16 protein-coding genes are annotated in these 22,674 nt (G+C 68.0%); 7 read left to right on the top strand and 9 right to left on the bottom strand.

Annotated features, from left to right (window positions below; translation table 11 throughout):
- Positions 1-84 precede the first annotated feature (84 nt).
- Positions 85-1,062: a zinc-binding dehydrogenase gene (locus AC5P53_RS13370; RefSeq protein WP_495227417.1), complete on the top strand. Its 978-nt coding sequence runs from the start codon at positions 85-87 to the stop codon at positions 1,060-1,062.
- A 201-nt stretch (positions 1,063-1,263) separates the two neighbouring features.
- On the top strand, positions 1,264-3,891 hold the full coding sequence (locus AC5P53_RS13365) for a TonB-dependent receptor (protein WP_241886971.1): 2,628 nt from the start codon (positions 1,264-1,266) through the stop codon (positions 3,889-3,891).
- A 110-nt stretch (positions 3,892-4,001) separates the two neighbouring features.
- On the opposite strand, the gene betT is transcribed toward AC5P53_RS13365, so the two are convergent.
- The 4 genes from betT to AC5P53_RS13345 form a co-directional block, all read right to left on the bottom strand.
- Positions 4,002-5,981 carry a choline BCCT transporter BetT gene (gene betT, locus AC5P53_RS13360; RefSeq protein ID WP_049407437.1) on the bottom strand — a complete coding sequence of 660 codons (1,980 nt, stop codon included), beginning with the start codon at positions 5,979-5,981 and terminating at the stop codon, positions 4,002-4,004.
- A 183-nt stretch (positions 5,982-6,164) separates the two neighbouring features.
- On the bottom strand, positions 6,165-6,545 hold the full coding sequence (locus AC5P53_RS13355) for a VOC family protein (protein ID WP_046431075.1): 381 nt from the start codon (positions 6,543-6,545) through the stop codon (positions 6,165-6,167).
- Between the two features lie 97 nt (positions 6,546-6,642).
- Complete coding sequence (locus tag AC5P53_RS13350; protein WP_014647443.1) at positions 6,643-6,966, bottom strand: DMT family transporter; 324 nt, start codon at positions 6,964-6,966, stop codon at positions 6,643-6,645.
- A complete protein-coding gene (locus tag AC5P53_RS13345; protein WP_010485170.1) occupies positions 6,966-7,319 on the bottom strand; it encodes an SMR family transporter in 354 nt (117 codons plus the stop codon). Before AC5P53_RS13345 ends, AC5P53_RS13350 begins: the two co-directional genes overlap by 1 nt.
- Positions 7,320-7,481: 162 nt before the next feature.
- Here AC5P53_RS13345 and AC5P53_RS13340 point away from each other — a divergent pair, with 162 nt between their 5' ends.
- A complete protein-coding gene (locus AC5P53_RS13340; RefSeq protein ID WP_134808994.1) occupies positions 7,482-8,333 on the top strand; it encodes a LysR family transcriptional regulator in 852 nt (283 codons plus the stop codon).
- 87 nt (positions 8,334-8,420) lie between these two features.
- On the opposite strand, the gene AC5P53_RS13335 is transcribed toward AC5P53_RS13340, so the two are convergent.
- Complete coding sequence (locus AC5P53_RS13335; protein ID WP_046431082.1) at positions 8,421-9,341, bottom strand: M14 family metallopeptidase; 921 nt, start codon at positions 9,339-9,341, stop codon at positions 8,421-8,423.
- Positions 9,342-9,472: 131 nt separating this feature from the next.
- Here AC5P53_RS13335 and AC5P53_RS13330 point away from each other — a divergent pair, with 131 nt between their 5' ends.
- The 3 genes from AC5P53_RS13330 (at position 9,473) to AC5P53_RS13320 (ending at position 14,207) form a co-directional block, all read left to right on the top strand.
- A complete protein-coding gene (locus tag AC5P53_RS13330) occupies positions 9,473-11,554 on the top strand; it encodes a TonB-dependent siderophore receptor (RefSeq protein WP_241886973.1) in 2,082 nt (693 codons plus the stop codon).
- 62 nt (positions 11,555-11,616) lie between these two features.
- On the top strand, positions 11,617-13,389 hold the full coding sequence (locus tag AC5P53_RS13325; protein WP_495227416.1) for a chloride channel protein: 1,773 nt from the start codon (positions 11,617-11,619) through the stop codon (positions 13,387-13,389).
- A 101-nt stretch (positions 13,390-13,490) separates the two neighbouring features.
- Positions 13,491-14,207 carry an MgtC/SapB family protein gene (locus AC5P53_RS13320; RefSeq protein ID WP_014647448.1) on the top strand — a complete coding sequence of 239 codons (717 nt, stop codon included), beginning with the start codon at positions 13,491-13,493 and terminating at the stop codon, positions 14,205-14,207.
- 73 nt (positions 14,208-14,280) lie between these two features.
- Here the strand turns inward: AC5P53_RS13320 and AC5P53_RS13315 are convergent, their stop codons facing one another.
- Positions 14,281-14,688, bottom strand: a complete 408-nt coding sequence (locus AC5P53_RS13315; RefSeq protein WP_241886975.1) for a MerR family transcriptional regulator — start codon at positions 14,686-14,688, stop codon at positions 14,281-14,283.
- A 63-nt stretch (positions 14,689-14,751) separates the two neighbouring features.
- Here AC5P53_RS13315 and AC5P53_RS13310 point away from each other — a divergent pair, with 63 nt between their 5' ends.
- On the top strand, positions 14,752-15,579 hold the full coding sequence (locus AC5P53_RS13310) for a class I SAM-dependent methyltransferase (RefSeq protein WP_241886977.1): 828 nt from the start codon (positions 14,752-14,754) through the stop codon (positions 15,577-15,579).
- An 80-nt stretch (positions 15,580-15,659) separates the two neighbouring features.
- Here the strand turns inward: AC5P53_RS13310 and AC5P53_RS13305 are convergent, their stop codons facing one another.
- The 3 genes from AC5P53_RS13305 to AC5P53_RS13295 form a co-directional block, all read right to left on the bottom strand.
- A complete protein-coding gene (locus AC5P53_RS13305) occupies positions 15,660-15,923 on the bottom strand; it encodes a DUF6959 family protein (RefSeq protein WP_223224455.1) in 264 nt (87 codons plus the stop codon).
- Between the two features lie 148 nt (positions 15,924-16,071).
- Complete coding sequence (locus AC5P53_RS13300; RefSeq protein WP_495227415.1) at positions 16,072-16,914, bottom strand: outer membrane protein assembly factor BamE; 843 nt, start codon at positions 16,912-16,914, stop codon at positions 16,072-16,074.
- Positions 16,915-16,975: 61 nt separating this feature from the next.
- Positions 16,976-22,588 (bottom strand): ESPR-type extended signal peptide-containing protein, encoded by a 5,613-nt coding sequence (locus AC5P53_RS13295; RefSeq protein WP_495227414.1) that lies wholly within the window; start codon positions 22,586-22,588, stop codon positions 16,976-16,978.
- Positions 22,589-22,674: the final 86 nt, after the last annotated feature.

The following is a 22,674-nucleotide window of genomic DNA, read 5'->3' as shown; positions in this document are numbered from 1 at the left end:
TGCCGTGTTGCACCTGCGGCGCCTTGTCGACAGCGCCTGCGTCCCCAGTTCGGTACAACATCAACTTTCCGCGGAACACCGCCCATGCGCGCTGCCCAGTACCCTTCCTTCGGCAACCCGGCCGACGTCCTCGCCATTGCCGATGCCACCCTCCTCGAGCCCGGCCCCGGCGAGGTGCGCATCCGCACCGTGCTGGCCTCGATCCACAATCACGACCTGCTGACCGTGCGCGGCCTCTACGGCTACAAGCCGACACTGCCGGCGATCGGTGGCAGTGAAGCATTGGGCGTGGTCGATGCACTCGGCGAAGGCGTCGACGGCCTGCAGATCGGCCAGCGGGTGGCCGCCGCCTCGGTGCATGGCACCTGGGCCGAAGCGTTCATTGCACCGGCACGCATGGTGATTCCGATGCCCGAGGCGATCCCCGACGAAATGGCCGCGCAGCTGATCGCCATGCCGCTGAGCGCGCTGATGCTGCTGGAATTCCTGCACGTCGAAGCAGGCCAGTGGATCGTTCAGAACACCGCCAACGGCGCGGTGGGCAAGTCGCTGGCGATGCTGGCGCGGGCGCGTGGCGTGCATGTGGCCAACCTGGTGCGCAATGCCGATGCGGTCGCGCAGTTGCAGGCGCTGGGCATCGATCATGTGTTCGACACCTCGGTGGAGGGTTGGAAGGATCGCGTGCGTGAAGCGACCGGCGAAGCACAGGCCGCGGCCGCGGTGGATTCCATCGGCGGCGACGCCAGCGGTGACCTGGTCGACCTGCTTGGCCACCACGGCACCCTGGTGTCGTTCGGGGTGATGAGCGGCGAGCCGATGCGCATTCCCGCCGGTGGCCTGATCTACAGGGAGGCCACGGTGAAGGGCTTCTGGGGCAGCAAAGTGAGCCAGGCGATGGCGGTGGAGGACAAGCGCCGGCTGGTCGGCGAGCTGCTGAAGCGTGCGGCCAGCGGCGAACTGACCCTGCCGGTGGAGAAGATCTTCGCACTGGACGACATCGCCCAGGCGGCGAAGGCAGGCGCCGGTTCTGGCCGCAATGGCAAGGTGCTGCTGCGGCCTTGAGGGTAGGACAACCGGGGTCAGATCCCTTTCCGCTGGAAAGGGATCTGACCCCCAGGAGGAGTGCGGACCAACGGTCCGCACCCATCGAGTCGGTTCGTTAAGAACCTGTGATGTATAACTGAATGCGCTTTCGTCATTGGAAGGCGTACTTGCCTGCATGCGGTACTGACGGCTCCTCCCCCGTTCGGCGTTGTCGCTTCCATGTACCGCACCACCCTGAACCTGCTTGCCGGCGCGATCGCGCTGGGCCTCACCGCCGGCGCTGCCGGCGCCGCTGAAACCGCCGATGCCGGCAAGGACAGCACCACCCTGGGCACCGTGCTGGTGACCGGCTCCAACATCAAGCGCAGCGACACCGCCGGGCCGAACCCGGTGCAGATCGTCAGCCGCGAACAGATCGAGCAGACCGGTCGCTCCACCCTCACCGACGTGCTGCGCAACCTGTCGGCCAATGCCGGCAACAGTTTCGACGAGCAGTACACCGGCAGCTTCGCCGCCGGTTCTGCATCGATCGGCCTGCGCGGCCTGTCGCCGAAGAACACGCTGGTGCTGGTCAACGGCTATCGCGTGTCCAACTTCGGCTTCGCGCTCAACACGCAGGACACCTTCGTCGACCTCAACGCGCTGCCGATCAGCGCGGTGGAACGCATCGAAGTGCTGAAGGATGGCGCCTCGGCGGTGTACGGTTCCGATGCCATCGCCGGCGTCATCAACATCATCCTGCGAAAGAACTTCCAGGGCGTGGAAGTCGGCGGCGGCTTCGGTGCCGCCACCCAGGGCGGCCTGGACGAACGCAAGGCCAACCTGCTGGCCGGCTTCGGTGACCTCGAACAGCAGGGCTGGAACGTGCTGTTCGGGCTGGACCTGCTCAAGCGCGATCGGCTCGATGCAGACCAGCGCGCCTTTACCCGCAGCGGCGATTTCCGCGACAGGCCCGGCGGCCGCCTGGCCGGCTGGTCCACTGCCGGTGGCAACTGGCTGTCCAACCCGCGCGCGCCGCAACCGTTCGCCAGTTGCCCCGAGGGCAGCCAGCTGCGCCCCTACAGCGATTTCGGCAGCACCCTGCCCGGCCAGGCCTGCGCCTTCAACGCGCAGCCGTTCAAGACCCTGCAGCCCGGCGCCGAGCGCCTGCAGGCGTCGTTGAGCGCGACCTACCGCTTCAACGACAGCGTCGAAGCCTTCGCCGATGTGCTGTACAGCCACAACAAGGCCGACCAGATCTTCAGCGCGCCGCTCACCGTGGGCCCTGGCCTGCGTGCCTACAACCCGGCCACCGGCACGCTTATCGACGTGCCGGCGGTGCTGCCGGTGGGCCACCCGAACAACCCGGGCAGCACGCCGCTTCCGTTCGAGTACACCTTCTTCGACCTCGGCCCGCGCCTGAAGGACAACACCCAGGTGTTCTACCGTGCCCTGGCCGGCGTGCGTGGCAGTGGCGAGCGCTGGGACTGGGAAGCGGCGGCGCTGACCTCGCAGAGCGCGCAGCGCGAGTACGTCGACAATTTCGTCAACCGCTACGCGTTCGAACAGATCCTGCGCGATGGCAGCTACAACTTCCTCAATCCGTCCAGCACGCCGGGCGCGTTGGATGCACTGCGCCTGCAGACCAAGCGGCCAGGCTGGTACAAGCTGCACGCGTTGAACGTCAAGGCCTCGACCTCGCTGTGGGACCTCCCGGCCGGTGCGGTCGGCTTCGCCTGGGGTGCCGAGTTCCGCAAGGAGTCACTGGATGCGCGCACCAGTGCACAGGTGCTGTCGGGCACCGAACTGCGCCCGGCCATCAACGTGGTCAACGGCGAGCGCCAGGTCAGCGCCGCCTACGCCGAATTGAGCGTGCCGCTGCACCGCACGCTTGAGCTGCAGGTGGCTGGTCGCGGCGACCACTACGATGATTTCGGCAAGGCGTTCTCGCCGAAGCTGGCGCTGCGCTGGCAGCCGTTGGACAGCCTGCTGCTGCGCGGTTCGTTCTCGCGCGGCTTCCGCGCCCCCTCGCTGCCGGAAATCGCGCCAGGCCAGACCGTCAGCTACGGCTCGGTGATCGATCCGCTGGATCCGCTGCAGCCCGGTGGCAGCCGTGGCGTGACCAACATCCGCACCGGCAACCCGGACCTGAAGGCCGAACGCTCGCGCAACTTCAACGTGGGCGCGGTGTGGTCACCGGATGGCGATACCAGCATCGGCCTGGACTGGTACCGCATCGAGCAGGACAACCTGGTCAAGCCGGACAGCGCGCAGTTCATCGTCGACAACCCGACGCTGTTCCCCGGCCGTGTACAGCGTGATGCGCAGGGGCGCATCCAGTTCATCACCAACCAGTACGCCAACCAGGGCGAACTGACCACCTCCGGGCTGGACCTGGACGCCAACCGCACCTTCCGCACCGAGGGCTGGGGCACCTTCACCGTGGCCGGCAGCTGGACCCACCTGCTGAGCTTCAAGCAGCCGCTGGTGGCCGGCCAGGCGCCCTATGACGGGGCCGGCAACAACCGCCACGGCGCCCTGCCGCGCACCCGCGGCACCACGTCGCTGAACTGGGCGGTGGGCGACTGGAGCAGCACGTTGAGCCTGCAGTACGTGAGCGGCTACGACCAGCGCGTGGCGACGGCCACCAGCAATCCGGGCCTGCGCGACCGCGTCAAGCCGTATCAGCAGCTGGATCTGTACGTGGCCTACGAAGGCATTCCCAACACCACGCTGTCGCTGTCGGTGCTGAACCTGACCGACAAGGACCCGCCGTTCGACCCGGCCGGCGGCTCCAACGGTTTCGACATCAGCCAGTACAACCTGCGCGGGCAGTTCGTTTCGCTGGGCGCGCGCTACCGGTTCTGATGCGCCACCTGTAGAGCCGAGCCCGTGCTCGGCTGCTCTTCGGCAACAGGAAGCCGAGCATGGGCTCGGCTCTGCTGGGGTGTGCGGACCAACGGTCCGCACCCACCGCATCACCGGCTCAGGTGCAGGAACTGCAGGTGCCGTTCGTACTGGCTGATGATGTCGTTGATGATCTGCTTGCGGCTGTAGCCGACCAGGTCGTAGTCCTGGCTGCCTTCGAACAGATGCACTTCCGCGCGGTAGTAGCGCTGGTTGCGCAGCTGCTGCGCGGCGAACGACGGGGTCAGGTAGCCACTCAGGATCACCCGGTACAGGAAATCCTGCTGCTCGCCATGGTTCACCGTCAGCTCCATGTCGCCGGCCTCGAAGCGCGTGGCCACGTCCCAGCCCTGCCCGCGCAGCTGTTCGGCCACCGCTTCCATCGCCGGCTTCACCGTGTCATCCATGAAGCGGTAGACCTGGTCGCGCACCGGGAAGTGCATGGCCTGGCTCAGGCGCTGGCGCCAGCCCTGATGGTGGCGATCGTCACCGATCAGCGGCGAGGGCCGGTACTGCAGCGCGCGCTTGCGGTGCGATTCGTCACTGAAGGCGCGGGTCAGGCCCCACATCATCAGCAGCAGCACCGCCGAGAACGGCAGCGAGGCCAATACCACCGCCGATTTCAGTGCATCGATGCTGCCGGCCAGCAGCAGCCCGGCGGTCAGCACCGCGATCACCGTGCCCCAGAACACGCGCAGCCAGCGCGGACCATCATCCTCCGGCGCGCCGCCGTGCGAGGACAGCGTGGACAACACCACCGCCCCCGAATCAGCCGACGTTACGAAGAAGATGAAGCTGACCAGCACGGTCACCGCGATCACCGTGCGGCTCCACGGGTAGCCATCCAACAGTGCATACAGCACGGTCGGTGGGTCATCCACCGCCAGCTGCGCCAGCTGCTGCTGGCCGTGGTGCAGCACCTGGTCCAGCGCGCTGTTGCCGAAGATCGACAGCCAGGCCAGGGTGAAGCCCAGCGGGATCAGCAGCACGCCGAACACGAATTCGCGGATGGTGCGGCCACGCGAGATGCGCGCGATGAACAGGCCGACGAACGGCGCCCAGCCGATCCACCAGGCCCAGTAGAACACCGTCCAACCGCCCAGCCATTCCGGCCGGCCGCCATAGGCGTACACATCGAAACTCTTGCCGACCACGCTGCCCAGGTAGTCGCCCAGGTTCTGCATCAGCGTACTCAGCAGGTACTGGGTGGGGCCGGCGCACAGCATGAACAGCACCAGCGCGATCGCCAGCAGCATGTTGATGTTGGCCATCCAGCGCACGCCCTTCTCCACGCCTGAAACCGCGACGGCCACCGCCGCGCCCATCATGCTGACCACCAGGATGATCTGCACCAGGTTGGAGTGCGGGATGTTGAACAGGTGCGACAGGCCCGCGTTGAGGTGCAGCACGCCGAAGCCCATGTCGGCACCGATGCCGAATACGGTGGCGACAATGCCCAGCGCGTCCACGGTGTAGCCGATCGGCCCGTTGATGCGCTTGCCGATCAGCGGATACAGCGCCGAGCGCAGCGCCAGCGGCAGGTTGTGGCGATAGGCGAAGTAGGCCATCGCCATCGCTGCGAGTGCGAACACGCCCCAGCCATGCAGGCCCCAGTGCAGGAAGAGCAGCTGCATGGCCTGGCGCGCCCCGGCCTCGCCCGCCGCCGGTTCGCCCTGCGGCGGCTGCAGGTAGTGGGTCAGCGGTTCGGAGACGCAGAAGAAGAACAGGGTGATGCTGATGCCGGCGGCGAACAGCATGCCGGCCCAGGAAAGATAGCTGAACTCCGGCTCATCATGGTCGGCGCCGAGCTTGATGCCACCATACTTGGACAGCGCCACACCGACCACGAACACCAGGTACAGGGTCATCGCCAGCAGGTAGTACCAGCCGACATTGAGTGCGGCCCAGTCCTGCGCCTTGACCAGCAGGCGGCCCGCACCGAGCGGAAACAGGCTGACGAACAGCGCGAACGCCACGACAACGATCGCCGCAAAGGCGAACACAGGCCGAAGGGTGCGCACCGGGGATTGTTGCGGCTCCAGTACATCCATGGGGCGGCGTTCTCCGGTAGATCAAAGGGTTAGCCGACCGATTCTGGCTGAACCGCAGTGGACAGAGCATGAAGTTGCGGCCTGTGGTCACAGGCCCGGCCCACCATTCCGTGTTATCACGCGCGCGCCGGAGCGCAACCTTGCCCGCGCGGGCCGCGGCGCGGCCACGCGCATCCTGTCCGATCACGACATTACATGCACCGCACACAGCTTGTTGCCATCCGGGTCACGCAGATAGGCCAGAAACACCTGCCGACCGGACATGTTGCGGACGCCGGGCGGATCTTCGATTGCGGTACCACCGTGAGCCACGCCAGCTTCCTGCCAGGCACGCACGGCCTCTGCACTGCCCAGACTGAAACCGATGGTGCCGCCGTTGGCATGGCACGCTGGCTGCCCATCGATCGGCGCGGTCACGCCGAACATCCGCCCATCCTTGAAGTACAGCAGCCGACCCTTTTCGTCGAACACACCCGGACGTGCCCCCATCGCGGCGAACAGGGCATCGTAGAAGCGATGCGCGACGTCCATGTCGTTCGTTCCAACGGTGATGTGGCTGAACATGCGGGCACTCCTTGTGGAAAGCCGCAGTGTCGGCGAGCGCGGGCGACTTCGCAAATCGCCCGCACCGGTGCCGCCACGCCCGCGAAAAGACCCGTTGCTACTTGGCGGTGCTGAGCAGCAGCACCGCCGCAGTGACCAGACCGATGCCGATCCAACCGATCGGACGCAGGCGGTTGCCGAACAACAGGCGTCCGCAGGTGGCGGTTCCGATCACGCCGATCGCACCCCACATCGCATAGGCGGTGGCCAGGTCCATGTAACGCACCGCCTGGCCCAGCAGGGCGAAGGCGATCCAGACCATGACGATCGCAGCGACACCCCAGCGCCAGCGGCGGAAGCCTTCCGACTTGGCCACCATCATGTTCGCGGCGACATCGATCAGCGCCGAACAGATCACGAAAAACAGAGCCAGGGTATTCATCAGTGTGCCTCCCCGAGGGTGACGCAGACGATGCCCACCACCGCCAGCACCAGGCCGGCCAGCTGCTGCAGTGACAGGCTCTCGCCGAACACGGTGAGGCCGACCACGGTCAGCAGGGTCAGGCCCAGGCCTTCCCACACCGCGTAGGCCACGCCCACCGCGATGCGACGCACCGACTGCGCCAGGAAGAAGTAGGACAGCGCCAGCGCACCGGCCATGATCAGATAACCGGTCCAGCCGCCATCGCGGGCGGCGTGGGCCATGAACGAGGTGCCGACCACTTCGGCGACGATCGCCACGGTCAGGCAGGCCCAGGCGACCAGCGCGCCACGGGCGGGAACAGTACGGGACATGTGAAACTCCTTGCAGGACGGGGACCGCGCCGCCTCATCAATGGATCCACGCCGCGCGTGGAGGGTCCGGAACGCCCCTCGCAGACAGGGGCGACGGGGGTTAGTATCATCGCCTTTTACGGTGGTATCAAAATGGATTCCATCGACAGGAGCGATGGATCAATGCCCTATTCCCCTGAATCCCTACAGGCCTTCGTGGAAGCCGCCGCGCTGGGCTCGTTCTCGGCCGCGGCACGGCGGCTGGGCAAGACCCAGTCGACGGTCAGCACCGCCATTGCCCACCTGGAAGCCGACCTCGGCGTGAGCCTGTTCGACCGCCGCGGGCGCTACCCGCGGCTGACCGAGGCCGGGCGCCAGGTGCTGGGCCACGCACAGGAGATCCTGGCCGCCGATGCGCGCCTGCAGCAGTTGAGCGTGCGCCTGTCCGCGCCGGTCGAGCCGCGCCTGACCGTGGTGTTTTCCGATGTCTACCAGCTGGATCCGGAGCAGCGGATCCTGCAGCGCTTCGCCGAAGCGTTCCCGGAGATCGAGCTGGAGTGGCTGGATGCCGAAGGCGAGGACGTGCTGGAGCTGGTCGGCAGTGGTCGCGCCGGGCTGGGCCTGCTGCCCAGGCAGGAGCGCTATCCCGATGGGCTGGTGGCGCGGCCGCTGGCGCACCACAGCGAACTGTCGGTGTACGTGGCGCGCGGACACCCGCTGGCCAGCGCCGGGCGTCGCGCCGCCGCACAACTGGCACGGCATCGGCAGGTGCGCCTGAGCGCGGAAGTCGATCAGACCCGCTTGGTCACCGGCCTCGCGTGGACCGCCACCGATTACCTGATGGTGATGGAGATGGCCGAGGACGGCATCGGCTGGGCCGAACTGCCGCGGGCGCTGGTGCAGCGCTATGACCGTGGGCGGCTGGTGGAACTGGTGCTGCCGGGCTGGCCGCGGCGCATCCACAGCGACCTGCTGTGGCGACGCGACACGCCGCCAGGCCCAGCCGCACTGTGGTGGGCCGACGCGTTGGGGTGAAAAAGGGGACGGAGGGGATTAAGTCGTTTGTGCCCCGGCGGTACTGGGGCACAAACGACTTAATCCCCTCCGTCCCCTTTTTATCTGTCAGCGATGGGCGAGCGCGTAATCCAGTGCCGCGCACACCGCTGCCACCTGTGCGTCGTTGCACTGCTGCGGGGTGGCCCGCGGGCTGTCCGGGTAGACCTCGGTGGTGGTGGTGTACTTCGCGCCGGTAATGCCGGCGCACAGGCCCAGCTTCACCAGCGGATACTCGATCACGCCGTGGGCGATCACCGGCGAACCGATGATCTCGCCTTTGTCGTCGGCGGGGGCGATATGGGTGACCTTCTCCACGGCGGCAATGACCGCCTGCTGGAAGGCCGGCTGCGGGGCCTCGCTGTCATCCACCAGGTAGAAGCCATCCGGAATCAGGCCCGGCTCGAACGGCTTGCCGTCACGCGCGGCCAGCGCCGGGCGGAACTCGCTTTCATCACTGTCGGTGGTCTCGTGCAGGTCGATGTGCAGCACGAACTGGCCCTTGATCGGTGCAACCAGCTCGATCAGCGCGGTCGACTCGCGGGCCGGGCCATCGGCGCGGAAGTTGCGGTTCGGGTCGATCGCATCGAAGTTCCAGCGGTTGATGCGCTCGAAGCCCCACGGATTCACGCACGGCGCCACCAGCAGGTTGGCCTTGCCGGCATAGTCGGCGGCGTGCTTCTCGAGGAACTCCAGCGCGCCCATCACGCCACTGGTCTCATAGCCGTGCACGCCACCGGTAACCAGCGCGGCGGGCAGCGCCGGGTTCCAGTCGCGGCTGCGCAGGGCGAATAACGTATAGGTCTCGCCAGCGTAGTCGAGCTGGCCATAGGCCACCTTGTCGAAACGCGAGGCCAGCGCTTCGATGCGCGGCAGCACCTCCTGGTCATAGCGACGCAGGCGCTGCTGGCGACCACGCCACAGCTCCCGTTCCGCCGCTCCCCACGGCTGGCCAGGGGTTCCGACGGGGTAGAAGGCGGCTTGGGACATGGCGGATCTCGGCGAGTCAGGAAGCAATCGCCCACTCTACCACCGGGGCAACGGCATGAACCCGACGCGCATTCCATTGGCGAATGGAATCAGCAATAATTCTCATTTACGACCTTCCACAGCCTGCACCGATGCCCATCCACGCCCTGCAACCGGCCCGCCTGCCCCTGGCCGCCGCCCTCACCCTGTGCCTGCTTCCGGCCGCCAGCGTCTTCGCCCAGGACGGCGCTACCACGCTCGACAGCATCCAGGTCTCTGGCAGCTGGCTGGGTACCGGCCTGCATGACAGCGTGAAGCGCTTCGCCGGCGCGCGCACGGTGGTCGACCGCCAGCGCATCGAGGCCAGCGGCGCGGCCAGCATCGGCGATGCCATGCGCCGCATCCCCGGCGTGCAGGTCACCGACAACTCCGGTACGGCCGGCAGCTCGGTCTCGCTGAACATCGGCGTGCGCGGCCTGACCGGGCGCTACTCGCCGCGCTCGACCGTACTGCTGGACGGCGTGCCGCTGGCGGTGGCGCCGTATGGCCAGCCGCAGCTGTCGTTCGCGCCGACCAGCCTGTCCAACATCGAATCGATCGACGTGGTGCGCGGCGGCGGCGCGGTGCGCTACGGCCCGCAGAACGTGGGCGGCATCATCAACTTCAGCACCCGCGCCATTCCCACCGGCCCCGGCCTGCACGGTGAGGCCGGCGTGCGCTACACCGCCCATGACCATGGCGGCGGCGACAGTGCCCAGTACAACGCTTTCCTCGGCGGCACCGGCGACAACGGCCTGGGCGCGGCCCTGCTGTACTCCGGCCAGGACGGGCGTGGCTGGCGCCAGGGCAGCGATGACCGCTTCAACGACCTGGCGCTGAAGTTCGCCTATCCCATCGACGCGCAGCAGGAACTGCGTGCCAAGCTGTCGTACTACGATGTGCGCTCGCTGACGCCGGGCGGCCTGACCCGCGCCCAGTACGAGGCCGACCCGTTCCAGAACACCCGCTCCACCGATTTCTGGAAGGGCCACCGCACCGGCATCGACCTGGGCTACACCAACACGCTGTCGGCCAACAGCGAATTCGAGGTGCTGGCCTATTACAACGAAAGCAGCCGCGCCAGCTCGCTGATCAACGCGGCCAATACCCAGTTGACCGTGCAGCCGCGCGATTACCGCGTGCTTGGCATCGAGCCGCGCTACACCCAGCGCCTGCATTGGGGCAGCACGGTGCACGACATCACCGCCGGCTACCGCTTCCTGCGCGAACGGGGCAACGACCGCAGCTACACCGTCAGCCGCCGCACCGGCGTGGCCAGTGCCACCACCCGTTTCGACAACGCGACCGATGCCCATGCGTTCTACATCGACGACCGCATCGCGATCGGCCAGTGGCGGATCACCCCGGGCGTGCGCATGGAATGGATCGACATGGACCGCCGCCAGGCCGGTGGCACGGCGACCTTCAGCAGCCGCAACGACAAGGCCCTGCCCTCGCTCAACATCGCCTACCTGCTGACGCCGCGGCTGACTGTGTTCGGCAACTACACCACCTCGTTCGGGCCGGTGCAGAACATCCAGCTGAATTCCCAGACCGCCAGCAATCCGCTCAAACCGGAAGTGGCAAAGACCGCCGAACTGGGCGCGCGCTGGCAGGACGGTGCATTGCGCGCGGAAGTGACCGTGTTCAAGATGCGCTTCGACAACCAGATCCTGCAGGTGCCGGGCATCACCCCGCCGACCTTCCAGAACATTGGTGCCACCGACCACAAGGGCGTGGAGAGCGCGCTGGAGTACCACTTCGCCCAGGACAGTGAGCTGGCCGGGCTGGAGCTGTACGCCAACTACACCTGGACCCAGGCGATCCAGCAGTCCGGTGACAACCGCGGCCTGGACGTGCCCTTCTACTCGCGCGACACCGACAGCGTCGGCGCCCGCTACGCACTGGCCGGCTGGACCTTCAATGTCTCCAGCACCCACCAGAGCGGCCAGTTCTCCGATGCCGCCAACACCTGGGAAGAAACCGCTGACGCGCGCGTGGGCCGCGTGCCGGGCGTGCGCCTGTGGAACGCGCAGGTGGCCTGGCAGGTGCCGGGGCTGGACGACAGCGAGATCGCGCTGGGCGTGAACAACCTGACCGACAAGCGCTGGTACACCCGCAACGTCGATGGCAACGCCGGCCGCATGGTGGCTGCGCCACGCACCTTCTACGTGCAGGGCCGCTACCGCTTCTGACGCGGTAACCGCCCGATGCAGTGACGGCGGCGACCACGGTGGCGGCGTATCATGCCGCCACCATGTCACTGCCTGTTTCGCCATCGCGCCTGCATCTGGCCTTCCAGGGCCTGCGCCTGCGCCTGCGCGGCAGCGACCTGTGGTTCATCGCGCTTGCCCTGCTGGTCGGCCTGATCGCCGGCTACCTGACCCTGCTGCAGTCCGGCATCGCACGCTGGCTGCAGGGCACCCTGTACGGGCTGGACGACGGCATGCGCCTGAGCTCCCTGCCCGCGCTGACCTGGACCGCACTGCTGGTGCTGCCGCTGGGTGGCCTGCTGGTCGGCCTGGTCAGCCTGGCCGCGACCCGGCTCAAGCGGCCCCTGCTCGATGCGGTCGAAGCCAATGCCCTGCATGGCGGGCGCATGTCGATGCGCGACAACCTCATCGTGCTGACCCAGACCCTGCTGTCCAATGGCTGCGGCGCCTCGGTCGGGCTGGAGGCTTCGTATACGCAGATGGGAGCGGGCAGCGGCTCGCAGCTGGGCCGGGTGATGCGCCTGCGCCGCAACGACGTGCGCATCCTGGTCGGCGCCGGTGCCGCCGGTGCCATCGCGGCCGCCTTCGGGGCGCCACTGGCCGGCGCGTTCTACGCCTTCGAGATCGTCATCGGCGCCTACACCCCGGCCGCACTGGCGCCGGTGGCGGTGGCCGCGCTGGCAGGTGCATTCGTGGCCGACCAGGCCGGCATCGAGCCCTACCTGCTGCCGGCTGCCTCGACGATTGATGTCCGCGCCGCCGACTATGCCATCTACGGCCTGCTTGGCTGCTGCTGCGCGATGGTCGGCATCGCGGTGATGCGGCTGATCGCCTCGATCGAAGGCACGGTCAAGCGCAGCCCGTTGCCGCTGTGGGGCCGGCCGGTGGTCGGCGGCCTGCTGCTGATCCCGCCGGCACTGGCCAGCCCGCAGGTGCTGTCGTCCGGCCATGGCGCACTGCACCTGGACCTGACCACGCACCTGCCGCTGATCTGGATCGGCGGCCTGCTGACCCTGAAGTGCCTGGCCTCGGGCATCTCGCTCGGGTTTGGTTTCCGCGGCGGCCTGTTCTTCGCCTCGTTGTTCATGGGCACCCTGGTCGGCGCCCTGTTCGCCGGCCTGCTGGCGATGGCCACTGGTGTGCCGGTGATCGATGCCACGTCCGCCGCGCTGGCTGGCATGGCAGCGTTGGCCGCCGCCGTGGTCGGCGCACCGATGACCATGGCCATGCTGGTGCTGGAAGGCACCCACGACTTCCTGCTGACCAGCGTGGTGATGAGTGCGGTGCTGGTCTCCAGCACGCTGGTACGGCAGTGGTTCGGTTATTCGTTCTCGACCTGGCGCATGCACCTGCGCGGCGAGACCATCAAGAGCGCACGCGACGTGGGCTGGGTGCAGAACCTCAACGCCGGCCGGCTGATGCGCAAGGGCGTGGCTACCGCGCCGGCCGATCTCGATGCCGCCACGTTCCGCCAGCGCTTCCCGCTGGGTTCGGGCAGCCGGGTGATCCTGATCGACAGCGAAGGCCATTACGCAGGCATCGTGCAGATTCCGCGCGTCTACGGCGACGGCGTGAAGCCGGAGACCATGATCGGCGAGCTGGCCGAGAACCGGGACGTGTCACTGTCACCGGCCGCGGACGTGGTCAGCGTGATGCAGCGCTTCGACCAGACCCAGGCCGATGAACTGGCCGTGGTCGCCGCCGACGGCCAGGTCCTGGGCGTGGTCTCTGAAGCCTTCGTCCGCAAGCGCTACGCCGAGGAACTGGACAAGCGCCAGCGCGAACTGATGGGCGAGCGCGTCGACGACACCGACTGACCCCGCAAAAAGGGGACGGAGGGGATTAATTCGTTTCTGACACTTTCGAAATCCGCGCATGGCGTGGATCTACTGTCACCTCGACCGGGTAGACTCCGGCCATGCGCTTCATTGAGACCTTCCAGGCCGGTCCCTTCGCCGACACCGTGGTCAGCCTGCTGGCCGCCTTCGTGCTGGGCACGCTGATCGGCGCCGAGCGCCAGTACCGGCAACGCACCGCCGGCCTTCGCACCAACGTGCTGGTGGCAGTGGGCGCCGCCGCCTTCGTCGACCTGGGCATGCGCATCGCCGGCAGCGCCGAGGCGGTACGGGTGATCTCCTACGTGGTCTCCGGTGTCGGCTTCCTCGGCGCCGGCGTGATCATGAAGGAAGGCATGAACGTGCGCGGCCTGAACACCGCCGCCACCCTGTGGTGCTCGGCGGCGGTCGGCAGCTGCACCGGCGCGGACATGCTGGCCGAGGGCGTGCTGCTGACCGTGCTGATCATCGCCGGCAACACGCTGCTGCGGCCGCTGGTGAATGCGATCAACCGCATCCCAATCAACGAGGCGGCGACCGAAGCCACCTACGAAGTGCGCCTGAGCGTGGATGCCGAAGCCGTACCGCGGGTGCGCGAGCGACTGGTCGATGCGCTGGAGGCCGCGCAGTATCCGGTGGGCGATGTGCAGGTGGTCGAGCATGCCGACGCGCCTACCGACGTGATCGCGGTCCTGGTCAGTACCGCGGTCAGTGCCGACGAGCTGGATCTGGTGCTGGCACGGATGGAGCACGTGCCGGGGGTGCTGCATGCCACGTGGGAAGTCAGCACCCGCGATTGATTCATCCACGCAGGGCGTGGATCTGCCGAGGTCGTGCTGCAGTGGATTCACGCCATGCGTGGATACGCTTCTCTCACCCACCCGCCATGCGCTGCTGTGCCCGCAGCAGCTTCCGGAACGATCCGCACTTCCGGGCATCCTCTGCCTGCGGGCAGGCCGCCGCACGTTGCAGGTGCCGGCGTACCCGTTGCAGCTGGATGATCTGCTGCTGCAGCACATCAGCCTGCGCCAGCAGGGCCTCACGATCCAGCGTAAGGCATCCGCGCTGCGGCGGCAGCGATGCGCCGATCTGCTGCAGCGACAGCCCGGCTGCCTGGCCCAGGCCGATCAGTGCCAGCCGCTCCAGCACCTGCTCGTCGTACTGCCGGCGCAGGCCGCGACGGCCCACTGCCTGCAGCAGCCCAAGCTGTTCGTAGTAACGCAGGGTCGAGGCCGGCACGCCACTGCGCTTGACCACTTCGCCGATATCCAGTTCATGCACGGGCTTGACCTCAAGTGACCTTCAAGCGCCAACCTATGGGCGACTTCCCTGCAAGGCAAGACCATGACCCGTACACCCCCCGTTGATCAGAGCGCCCTGTGGAACGGTCCTGGCGGCCAGGTCTGGGTTGCGCAGCAGGCCATTCTCGATGGCCTGTTCCAGCCCATGGCCGACCTGCTGGTGGCCGAACTTCCGGAGACCGCCACGCAACTGCTGGATGTAGGCTGCGGTACCGGTGCCAGCCTGCTGGCATCAGCCGCCGCACGCCCGGCGACACACAGCACCGGCCTGGACATCTCCGCGCCGATGCTGGCGCTGGCCCGCCAGCGCGCCGAGGCTGCGGGACTGGACGCGGACTTCATCGTGGCAGACGCGCAGCGCCATCCTCTGCCGTCCGCGCACTTCGACTGGATCCAGTCGCGGCTGGGCGTGATGTTCTTCGAGGACAGCCAGGCCGCGTTCGCCAACCTGCATCGTGCCGCGACACCCGGCGCTGGGCTGCGCTTCATCGCTTGGCGCAGTGCCGACGAGAATCCATTCATGACCACGGCCGAGCGCGCCATCGGCGATGCACTGGATCTGCCGCCCCGGGTATCCGGCGCGCCGGGACAGTTCGCCTTCGCCGATGGCGGGCGGGTACAGCGGCTTGTGCAGGCCGCCGGTTGGAAGGATGTGGAGGTGGTTGCGGTAGACCTGCCCTGCTCGATCGCCCGCGAAGACCTGCCCACCTATGTCGGCCAGCTGGGCCCGTTGGGGCTGGCCCTGCGCTCAATGCCGGAAGCCCGTGCCGCCGTGCTTCGCCACCAGGCGCTGGCTGCATTCGCGCCGTTCATCGAAGGCGACCGCGTACGCGTGGATGCCGCCTGCTGGCTGGTCCGCGCCCGCGCGTAGGAAAAGGGGACGGAGGGGATTAAGTCGTTCTTGCCCCGCGTGTGCAGGAAACGACTTAATCCCCTCCGTCCCCTTTTTCTTTACAGCGCCTCGCCGGCGTCGGCCAGGCGCGATTCGATCAAGGCGTACCACTGCTGCAGCACGTCGATCAGCATGTCCAGCTCGGCGTCGGTGCGCTGTGCGCGGCCGCTGCGCAGGCAGGCCTGTGCTTCCTGCAGTTGGGCCAGGAACCCTGCCACGGTATCGGCCTGCAGGATCAGGCCGGGCAGGCGCCGGCCCGGGATGCGCACCACGGCATGGTTGCCGAGCTGGCCGTACACGCTGAGCGTAGCTTCCGTCTTCATGGAGAGTGGCAGGAATTGGGCATTCATCGCGTGCACCGTTTGAAGACCTGAGCCGCAGGCAGGCGTGGACGACGGGGGAGACGTTGCCACGCCTGCCGGCGGTCAGGGGGGACTCGGGATGCCGGGGCACAGCCCCGGCGCAGGAGGGTCAACGTGGCTGTGCCATCCCGGCGATCTGCACGCGCCGGTTCGGCGCCAGGCAGGCAATCAGCTCGCGCCGGTTGCGCTGCCCGCACTGCACGATCGGCTCAGCCGCGCCGCGTCCTTCGGCGCTGATGCTGGCCGCAGGCACGCCGCCCTGCACCAGCGCGCTGCGCACGGCCTCGGCGCGGCGCTGCGACAGCGCCTGGTTGTAGCTGGCGCTGCCGATACGGTCGGTATAGCCGGTCACCCTGATCGACTGCACCTGTGCGGCTTCGCGTACCTGCGCCAGGATGCCCTGCACCGCCTGCTGCCCTTCCGCGCTCAGCACCGCGCTGTCGAAGCCGAACAACGCGTCGGCCGACAGCCGCAGCGGCTGTTCCGGCAGCGGTGCCGGTGCCGGTGCCGGCGGGACCGGTGGCCGCGGCGGCTCCAGCACGGCCGCGCACGATTCCGGCTTCCAGTAACCCGCCTGGGCAATGCCCTTGCTGTCAAAGCGGACCTGGAACTGGCAGGTGAAATACTCCGCACCTTGCGCGGTGCGGAAGTTGAACAGGTAGTTCCACTCGCGCACGCCCCACATGCCTTCATTGAAATGCGGCGTGCCCAGCAGCGTGTACAACTGCCGCTTGCTCATGCCCGGCGCGAAGCGGCGCAGGTCGGCGACGTCCGGATAGATGCCTTCCTTCAACGAGGCCCCGGAGGCCTCCGGGAACTGCACGGCGGTGGCTTCGACGGGACCGTCGGTGGCCGGCGCATGGCTGCGGCAGGCGGCCAGCAGGCCCATCCCCAGGATCAGGCCCAGCGTAGCGGCATGTTGGGCGGCGCGGGCGATGCGATGCTGTTTCATGTCATTCCCCCTGTAGACGTTTCCGCGATGCCGGGCCGCGGGTGCGGCCCGGCGGCGGGGATCACCACTGGATGCCGGCACCGACGGCCACGCCGGCCTCGCCACGGCTGTTGGTCGAACCGCTGAACTTGTAGATCCAGCGCCCGCCTTCGGAGACACCGGAGATGCCCAGCGCCACGCCCGATTCGCCGTTGTAGCTGCCAGCCGCGATCGAGGCCATGCTGCGGCCCGCCTCGCTGGACTGCGGCAGCGCTGCGGTGGCCATCGCCGAGGCGATACCGGCCGAAGCACGGTTGTCGGTCTTGCGCAGGTCGCGCTCGAAGCCACCCATACGCTCGTCGGTGTAGGCCTTGGACCAGTCCAGGGTCTGCGCCATGCCCGACTTCAGCTGATCCACGTTGACCGCGTCGGTACCGGCGGTGCCAGCAGCAACGTTGCGCACCGTGGTCGGGCCGCTGCTGGTGCTGCCCAGGGTGACGCTGTTGTAGTTGGTCGCACCGTTCACCGTGGTGTCGTAGCGGATGGTGCCCTGCTGCGACGCCTGCAGCTGGCGCACGTTGACCGCGTCGGTGGCCTGCGAGCCGTCGGCCACGTTGACCACCTGGCGTTCGGCGCCGCTGGCACCCACCGAGACCGTGTTGGCCCGGTTCGCCACCGAACCTGCACCCAATGCCACCGAGTTGTCGGCCTGCGCCTGTGAACCATTGCCGAGCGCGGTCGAGTTGGCACCGGCGGCAGTGGAGCCTGCACCACCGGCGGCGGAGTTGGCGCCGCTGGCGGACGGATCGGCCAGGTTGTTGGTGTTGTTGGCGCGGAAGCTGCCCGCCACGTTGGTGATGTTCTGGATCTTCTGGTCGGTGTACTTCTTCGACTCGTCGATGGCGTAATTCACGCCGTTCTTCAGCTGGCCGACATTGGTTGCGTCGTAGGTGTCCGAGCCGTCGGCAACGTGGGTGATCTTGCGCTCGCTGCCGCTGCTGCCGACCGAGACCTCACCGGCCGAGTTGCTGGCACCGGTCTGGCCGTAGGCGCCGGTATAGCCGCTCTGTGCGCCAACGCTGGCCACCGAACCGGCACCCAGCGCCACGCTGTTGCCGGCACTGCTGCTGGCACCGTTGCCGACCGCCACGCTGTTGGCACCGGCTGCACTGGCCTGCGGGCCGACCGCCACCGCTTCCGCACCGGCCGCGGTGGCTGCGGCCGCCGTCGAGTTCACCGCCAGGTAGGCACTGCCACCGCCACCGTTGGTGATGCGCTGGTTGAGGACCTTCAGCGAGCCATCGACGGCAGTGAAGGCGGCGGTGACGTTGTTGTAATCGCCGCTGGTGAAGGTGCCATCGGTGGCGATGCTGGAAATGCTGAACGTCGGCGCGGTCCACGCGTTGGTGGTGCCGTTGTAGGCAGTGGTGCCGCCGAAGTAGTTGGCGATGGTGCTGTGGGTGCTGAACAGCTGGTCGCCGGTGATGGCGTCGCTGCTGCCGGCCAGGATGCTGCCGGCGGCGACGTTGGTGATCTTCACCGCACCGGTACCGGTGCCCGTCAGCGTCACGCTGTTGAGCACGTTGCCACTGCCGTCGACATCGTATTTCACGGCCAGCTTGTCGATCTCGCCGGTCTGGTCGGCAACGTTGGCCAGCGAGTTGCTGACCGCATCGAAGGCGGTGCCGACGTCGTTGTAGCTGCCCTTGGTCACGGTGCCGTTGGCGGCGACGTTGTTGATCGAGTACGTCGGTGCGGTCAGCACGCCGCTGGCGCTGACCGCAGCACCACCGCCGAGGTGGGTGGCCACAGCCTGGTTGGCGGCGAACAGCTGGGCCCCGTTGATGGCCTCGCTGCTGGTGGCGCTGACCTGGCCCGGGCCGAGATTGCGCAGCGTGGTGGCGGTGCCGGCCTGGCCCAGCGTGGCGCTGGCATAGTTGACGCTGCCATCGGCGTTGAGGTCATAGCGCAGTGCCCCCTGCTCCGAGGCCTGCAGCTGTCCCACGTTGACCGCATCGGTGGCCGCGGTACCGGCCGCCACGTTGATGACCTGACGCTCTGCGCCAGCGGCACCGATGGAAACCGTGTTGGCACGATCGGCAAGGCTTCCCGCACCCACTGCGATGCTGTTGGCTGCCGTCGCCCGCGCATTGGTGCCGACCGCGATCGAATCGGCGCCGCTGGCCACGGCCTCGGTACCGGTCGAGTTCACCCGCAGGTACTTGGTACCGCCGTTGCGGATATCGGTGATCTGCGTGTTGAGGTTGACCAGCGAACCATCCACCGCCGCGAAGGCATCGGTGGCGTTGGTGTACAGGCCCTGGGCGATGGCGCCGGTGGTGGAGATCGTGCTGATCTCGAACAGCGGTGCGGTGAAGATGCCGCTGGCCGGGTCAAAGGCTGCACGACCACCGAAGAAGCTGGCGATCGCGCTGTTCGTTGCCGCCAGCTGGCCACCGTTGACGGCCTCGAGGCTGCCCGCGGTGACCGCACCGGCGGCGAGATTGCCGATGGTGGTGGTGCCGGTGCCTGCGCCGAGGGTGACCCGTCGATAGTTCGGATTGCCGCCGGCGTCCAGATCGTAGGTCACCGCGGCATCGGCCACGCCATTGATCAGGCTGATGGCCCCCTTCAACTGCGCTACATTGACCGCGTCGGTGTTGCCGCTGCCCGCAGCCACGTTGGTGATCTGGCGCTCGCCCCCACCGGCGGTGCCCACCGATACTTCACCGGCCGAGACCTGCGGCGCCGTGAGGCCGTAGGCACTGTAGCTGGCCTGCGCGCCACGCAGTGCGGCCGAGCGGTAGCCCAGCGCGACCGAGTTGGCCTGGTTGGAGGTGGACTCGGCACCCAGCAGGGTCTGCCCGTTGGCGGTGCCGACGGCACTGTCGCCGACGATCACCGAATGGCCCATGCGCGCGGCGTAGTCGGCCGTCGGCACGCCGGTCGGGTTGCTGGGATCGTTCACGCCATCACCGGGGAAGGCGACGTTGGCATCGACCTTCGGCAGTTCATGGCGTGCGTTGGCGCCGATCACCACTTCCTTCGAGCCGTTGGCGAAGGCGCCATCGCCCATCAGCACCTGGTAGTCCTGCGCGGCGTTGACGGCCCAGCAGGAGATGTCGGCCAGCGCGATGTCCAGGCACTTGGCCGCCCAGGCCGGGGAATCCTTCGGCAGCAGCAGGCCCAGCAGGCCACCCGGATTGCCGTTGTTGATGTTGTAGATGTAGCTGTCGGAAGTGACGCCACCGATCAGGGTCAGGTGCGAGCTGCCGCCCGTGGCCGCGCCGCCCAGACCGTTGAGCGTGCTGCCGACCGGCGACAGGTTGACCACCGGCAGGCCCAGCACATTGACCGTCGAATAGGTCTGCATCACGTTGGCATTGCTGAGCTTGAGATTGCCATTGCTCAGGTAGCCATTGCCGCCGAACAGGCTGGTGGTGGTCGGCCCGATCAGCTGGCCGACATTGCCGACCAGGCCACCGGTGCCGATGATCAGGCCGGCATTCGGGTCGGCCGGCGCCGGTGCCTTCGGGCTGGTCGGCGGGATCGCCGACGGCTGGGTCAGGCCGAGACCGCCGAGCGTGCCACCCACCAGGCCACCCACGGCGCTGCCCAGGTTGCCGACAGTGCCATTGAGATTGCCGTTGAGCAGGTTGCCCACCGCGCTGCCGACGTTGCCCAGCGTGCTTCCCAGCACGCCGCCCAGGCCTGTGCCGGGGCTACCGGTGGTGCCGTTGAGAATGCCGCCCACTGCACCGCCGACCTGGCCGACGGTGCCGTTCAGAGCGCCACCCACCGCACTGCCGACGGTACCGACAGTGCCGTTCAGAGCGCCACCGACTGCGCCTACCGTGCTGTTGAGCGTGCCGCCCACTGCACCGCCGACCGTACCGACAGTGCCGTTCAGAGCGCCACCCACGGCGCCGCCGACCTGGCCAACCGTGCCGTTGAGCGCACCACCCACTGCACTGCCGACGGTACCGACAGTGCCGTTCAGTGCGCTGCCCACAGCACCACCGACCGCACCGACCGTGTTGTTGAGCGCGCCGCCCACTGCACTACCAACAGTACCGTTCAGAGCGCCGCCAACTGCACCACCGACTGCGCCGACTGTGTTGTTGAGCGTGCCACCCACTGCGCTGCCGACCTGGCCAACGGTGCCGTTCAGTGCTCCGCCCACCGCACTGCCGACGGTACCGACGGTGCCGTTCAGTGCGTCGCCGACTGCGCCGCCAACTGTGCCGACCGTGCCGTTCAGAGCACCGCCAACTGCACCACCGACTGCGCCGACCGTGTTGTTGAGCGTACCGCCCACTGCGCTGCCGACCTGGCCAACGGTGCCGTTCAGAGCTCCGCCCACAGCACCACCGACCGCACCGACCGTGTTGTTGAGCGCGCCGCTCACGGCGCCGCCAACTGTGCCTGCCGTGCCGTTCAGTGCACCGCCCACTGCGCCACCGACCGTGCCTACCGTGCCGTTCAGTGCACCGCCAACCGCACCACCGACTGCGCCCACCGCGTTGTTGAGCGTGCCACCCACTGCACCGCCGACCGCGCCGACTGTGCCGTTGAGTGCACCGCCCACTGCGCCACCGACTGTTCCGACAGTACCGTTCAGAGCGCCGCCCACTGCGCCGCCAACCGTGCCAACGGTGCCGTTCAGCGCACCACCCACCGTGCTACCGACCGCACCCGCGGCACCGTGAAGCGTCCCGCCGACAGCATCCACTGCTCCGCCCACCAGACCGCCGACGCCCAGCGCGCTGTGCTGCGCGGCTACGGTTGCCTGCCCGGCCAGCTTCAGGTTGCGATCGGCGACTACTTCCTGGCCGTCCGGCGCCTGCACGCGCACCTTGCCCGCGGCGCCGGCATCGAACGCGGCACTGATGGCGCGATCATGCGTGTCACCCGGCAGTTCCTCCTTGGCCGGCAGCGTGACCGCCGCCGTCGCCCGGGCCTGGCCCTGCCCCTCGATGTGATGGCCAGCCACCGCCAGATGCGCGTCGGTGTCGCCGTCGACAGAGGCCTTCAGGGACGAACCGCTGAGGCCCGCTGCCGCCCGGGCACCCGAATCGATCGAAGCGACCTGATGGCCAGCGATGCCGACCTTGGCCCTGGCGCGCGCATCGGCAGCGACGCCCAGCGGCGCCTGCGCGCCCGGCGCAACGTGCGCTGCCAGCGATGCATCCACCTGTGCCGCCTTGATCGCAGTGTTGCCCAGGCCGACAGTGGCGCGTACATCGGCCGCCAGCGCCGGCACGGCCACCTGCTTCGGCGTGGTGTTCGCTGCCAGCTTCACCTGTACGGCGGCCGGCAATACGTCACGCACCACCGGCAGCGATGTGGTGTTCAACTGCAGGCCCAGGCGAGCGTCCGCACTGATCGCGGGGCTGCTCTGCGCCTGTCGCGCGGCGGCAGCCAAGGCCACTTCCGCGTCGACCTTGACCGGCATCGGCTGCGCATACTTCGCCGCAAGCGCTTGCAGGTCGCGCAGCGACTGATTGGTTTCCGATGCCCCTGCGTGGCCGCTGGCCAGCGCGCACAGCAGTGCCAGGGCCAGCGCGGTGGGCATCAGCAGGAAGGCGCGCGGATCGCGTGCGGCGCCGCCGCCGCTGTCGCCGGTGGCCAGTTCCGAGGCCACAACCAGAGCATTGAGCTGGCGGTTCCATACACGCCGGTAGATGCGGTTCATGAGCATTTCCCCCGTAGGCGAACAACTGGAATGTCAGTGGACTTGCCGTTAGGCAGGTGACTGACATTTCAGCGGTTGCAACGGTG

The sequence above is a fragment of the Stenotrophomonas sp. YJH_SMC_82 genome (assembly GCF_059368875.1).
The sequence above is the reverse complement of the archived record's forward strand: the minus strand, read 5'-3'. Positions and strand labels throughout refer to the sequence as shown.

Excerpts from the sequence above, each read along its gene's own strand:
- AC5P53_RS13370 (WP_495227417.1), top strand. The coding sequence starts at position 85 with ATGCGCGCTGCCCAGTACCCTTCCTTCGGCAACCCGGCCGACGTCCTC.
- AC5P53_RS13365 (WP_241886971.1), top strand. The coding sequence starts at position 1,264 with ATGTACCGCACCACCCTGAACCTGCTTGCCGGCGCGATCGCGCTGGGC.
- betT (WP_049407437.1), bottom strand. The coding sequence starts at position 5,981 with ATGGATGTACTGGAGCCGCAACAATCCCCGGTGCGCACCCTTCGGCCT.
- AC5P53_RS13355 (WP_046431075.1), bottom strand. The coding sequence starts at position 6,545 with ATGTTCAGCCACATCACCGTTGGAACGAACGACATGGACGTCGCGCAT.
- AC5P53_RS13350 (WP_014647443.1), bottom strand. The coding sequence starts at position 6,966 with ATGAATACCCTGGCTCTGTTTTTCGTGATCTGTTCGGCGCTGATCGAT.
- AC5P53_RS13345 (WP_010485170.1), bottom strand. The coding sequence starts at position 7,319 with ATGTCCCGTACTGTTCCCGCCCGTGGCGCGCTGGTCGCCTGGGCCTGC.
- AC5P53_RS13340 (WP_134808994.1), top strand. The coding sequence starts at position 7,482 with ATGCCCTATTCCCCTGAATCCCTACAGGCCTTCGTGGAAGCCGCCGCG.
- AC5P53_RS13335 (WP_046431082.1), bottom strand. The coding sequence starts at position 9,341 with ATGTCCCAAGCCGCCTTCTACCCCGTCGGAACCCCTGGCCAGCCGTGG.
- AC5P53_RS13330 (WP_241886973.1), top strand. The coding sequence starts at position 9,473 with ATGCCCATCCACGCCCTGCAACCGGCCCGCCTGCCCCTGGCCGCCGCC.
- AC5P53_RS13325 (WP_495227416.1), top strand. The coding sequence starts at position 11,617 with ATGTCACTGCCTGTTTCGCCATCGCGCCTGCATCTGGCCTTCCAGGGC.
- AC5P53_RS13320 (WP_014647448.1), top strand. The coding sequence starts at position 13,491 with ATGCGCTTCATTGAGACCTTCCAGGCCGGTCCCTTCGCCGACACCGTG.
- AC5P53_RS13310 (WP_241886977.1), top strand. The coding sequence starts at position 14,752 with ATGACCCGTACACCCCCCGTTGATCAGAGCGCCCTGTGGAACGGTCCT.
- AC5P53_RS13305 (WP_223224455.1), bottom strand. The coding sequence starts at position 15,923 with ATGAAGACGGAAGCTACGCTCAGCGTGTACGGCCAGCTCGGCAACCAT.
- AC5P53_RS13300 (WP_495227415.1), bottom strand. The coding sequence starts at position 16,914 with ATGAAACAGCATCGCATCGCCCGCGCCGCCCAACATGCCGCTACGCTG.
- AC5P53_RS13295 (WP_495227414.1), bottom strand. The coding sequence starts at position 22,588 with ATGAACCGCATCTACCGGCGTGTATGGAACCGCCAGCTCAATGCTCTG.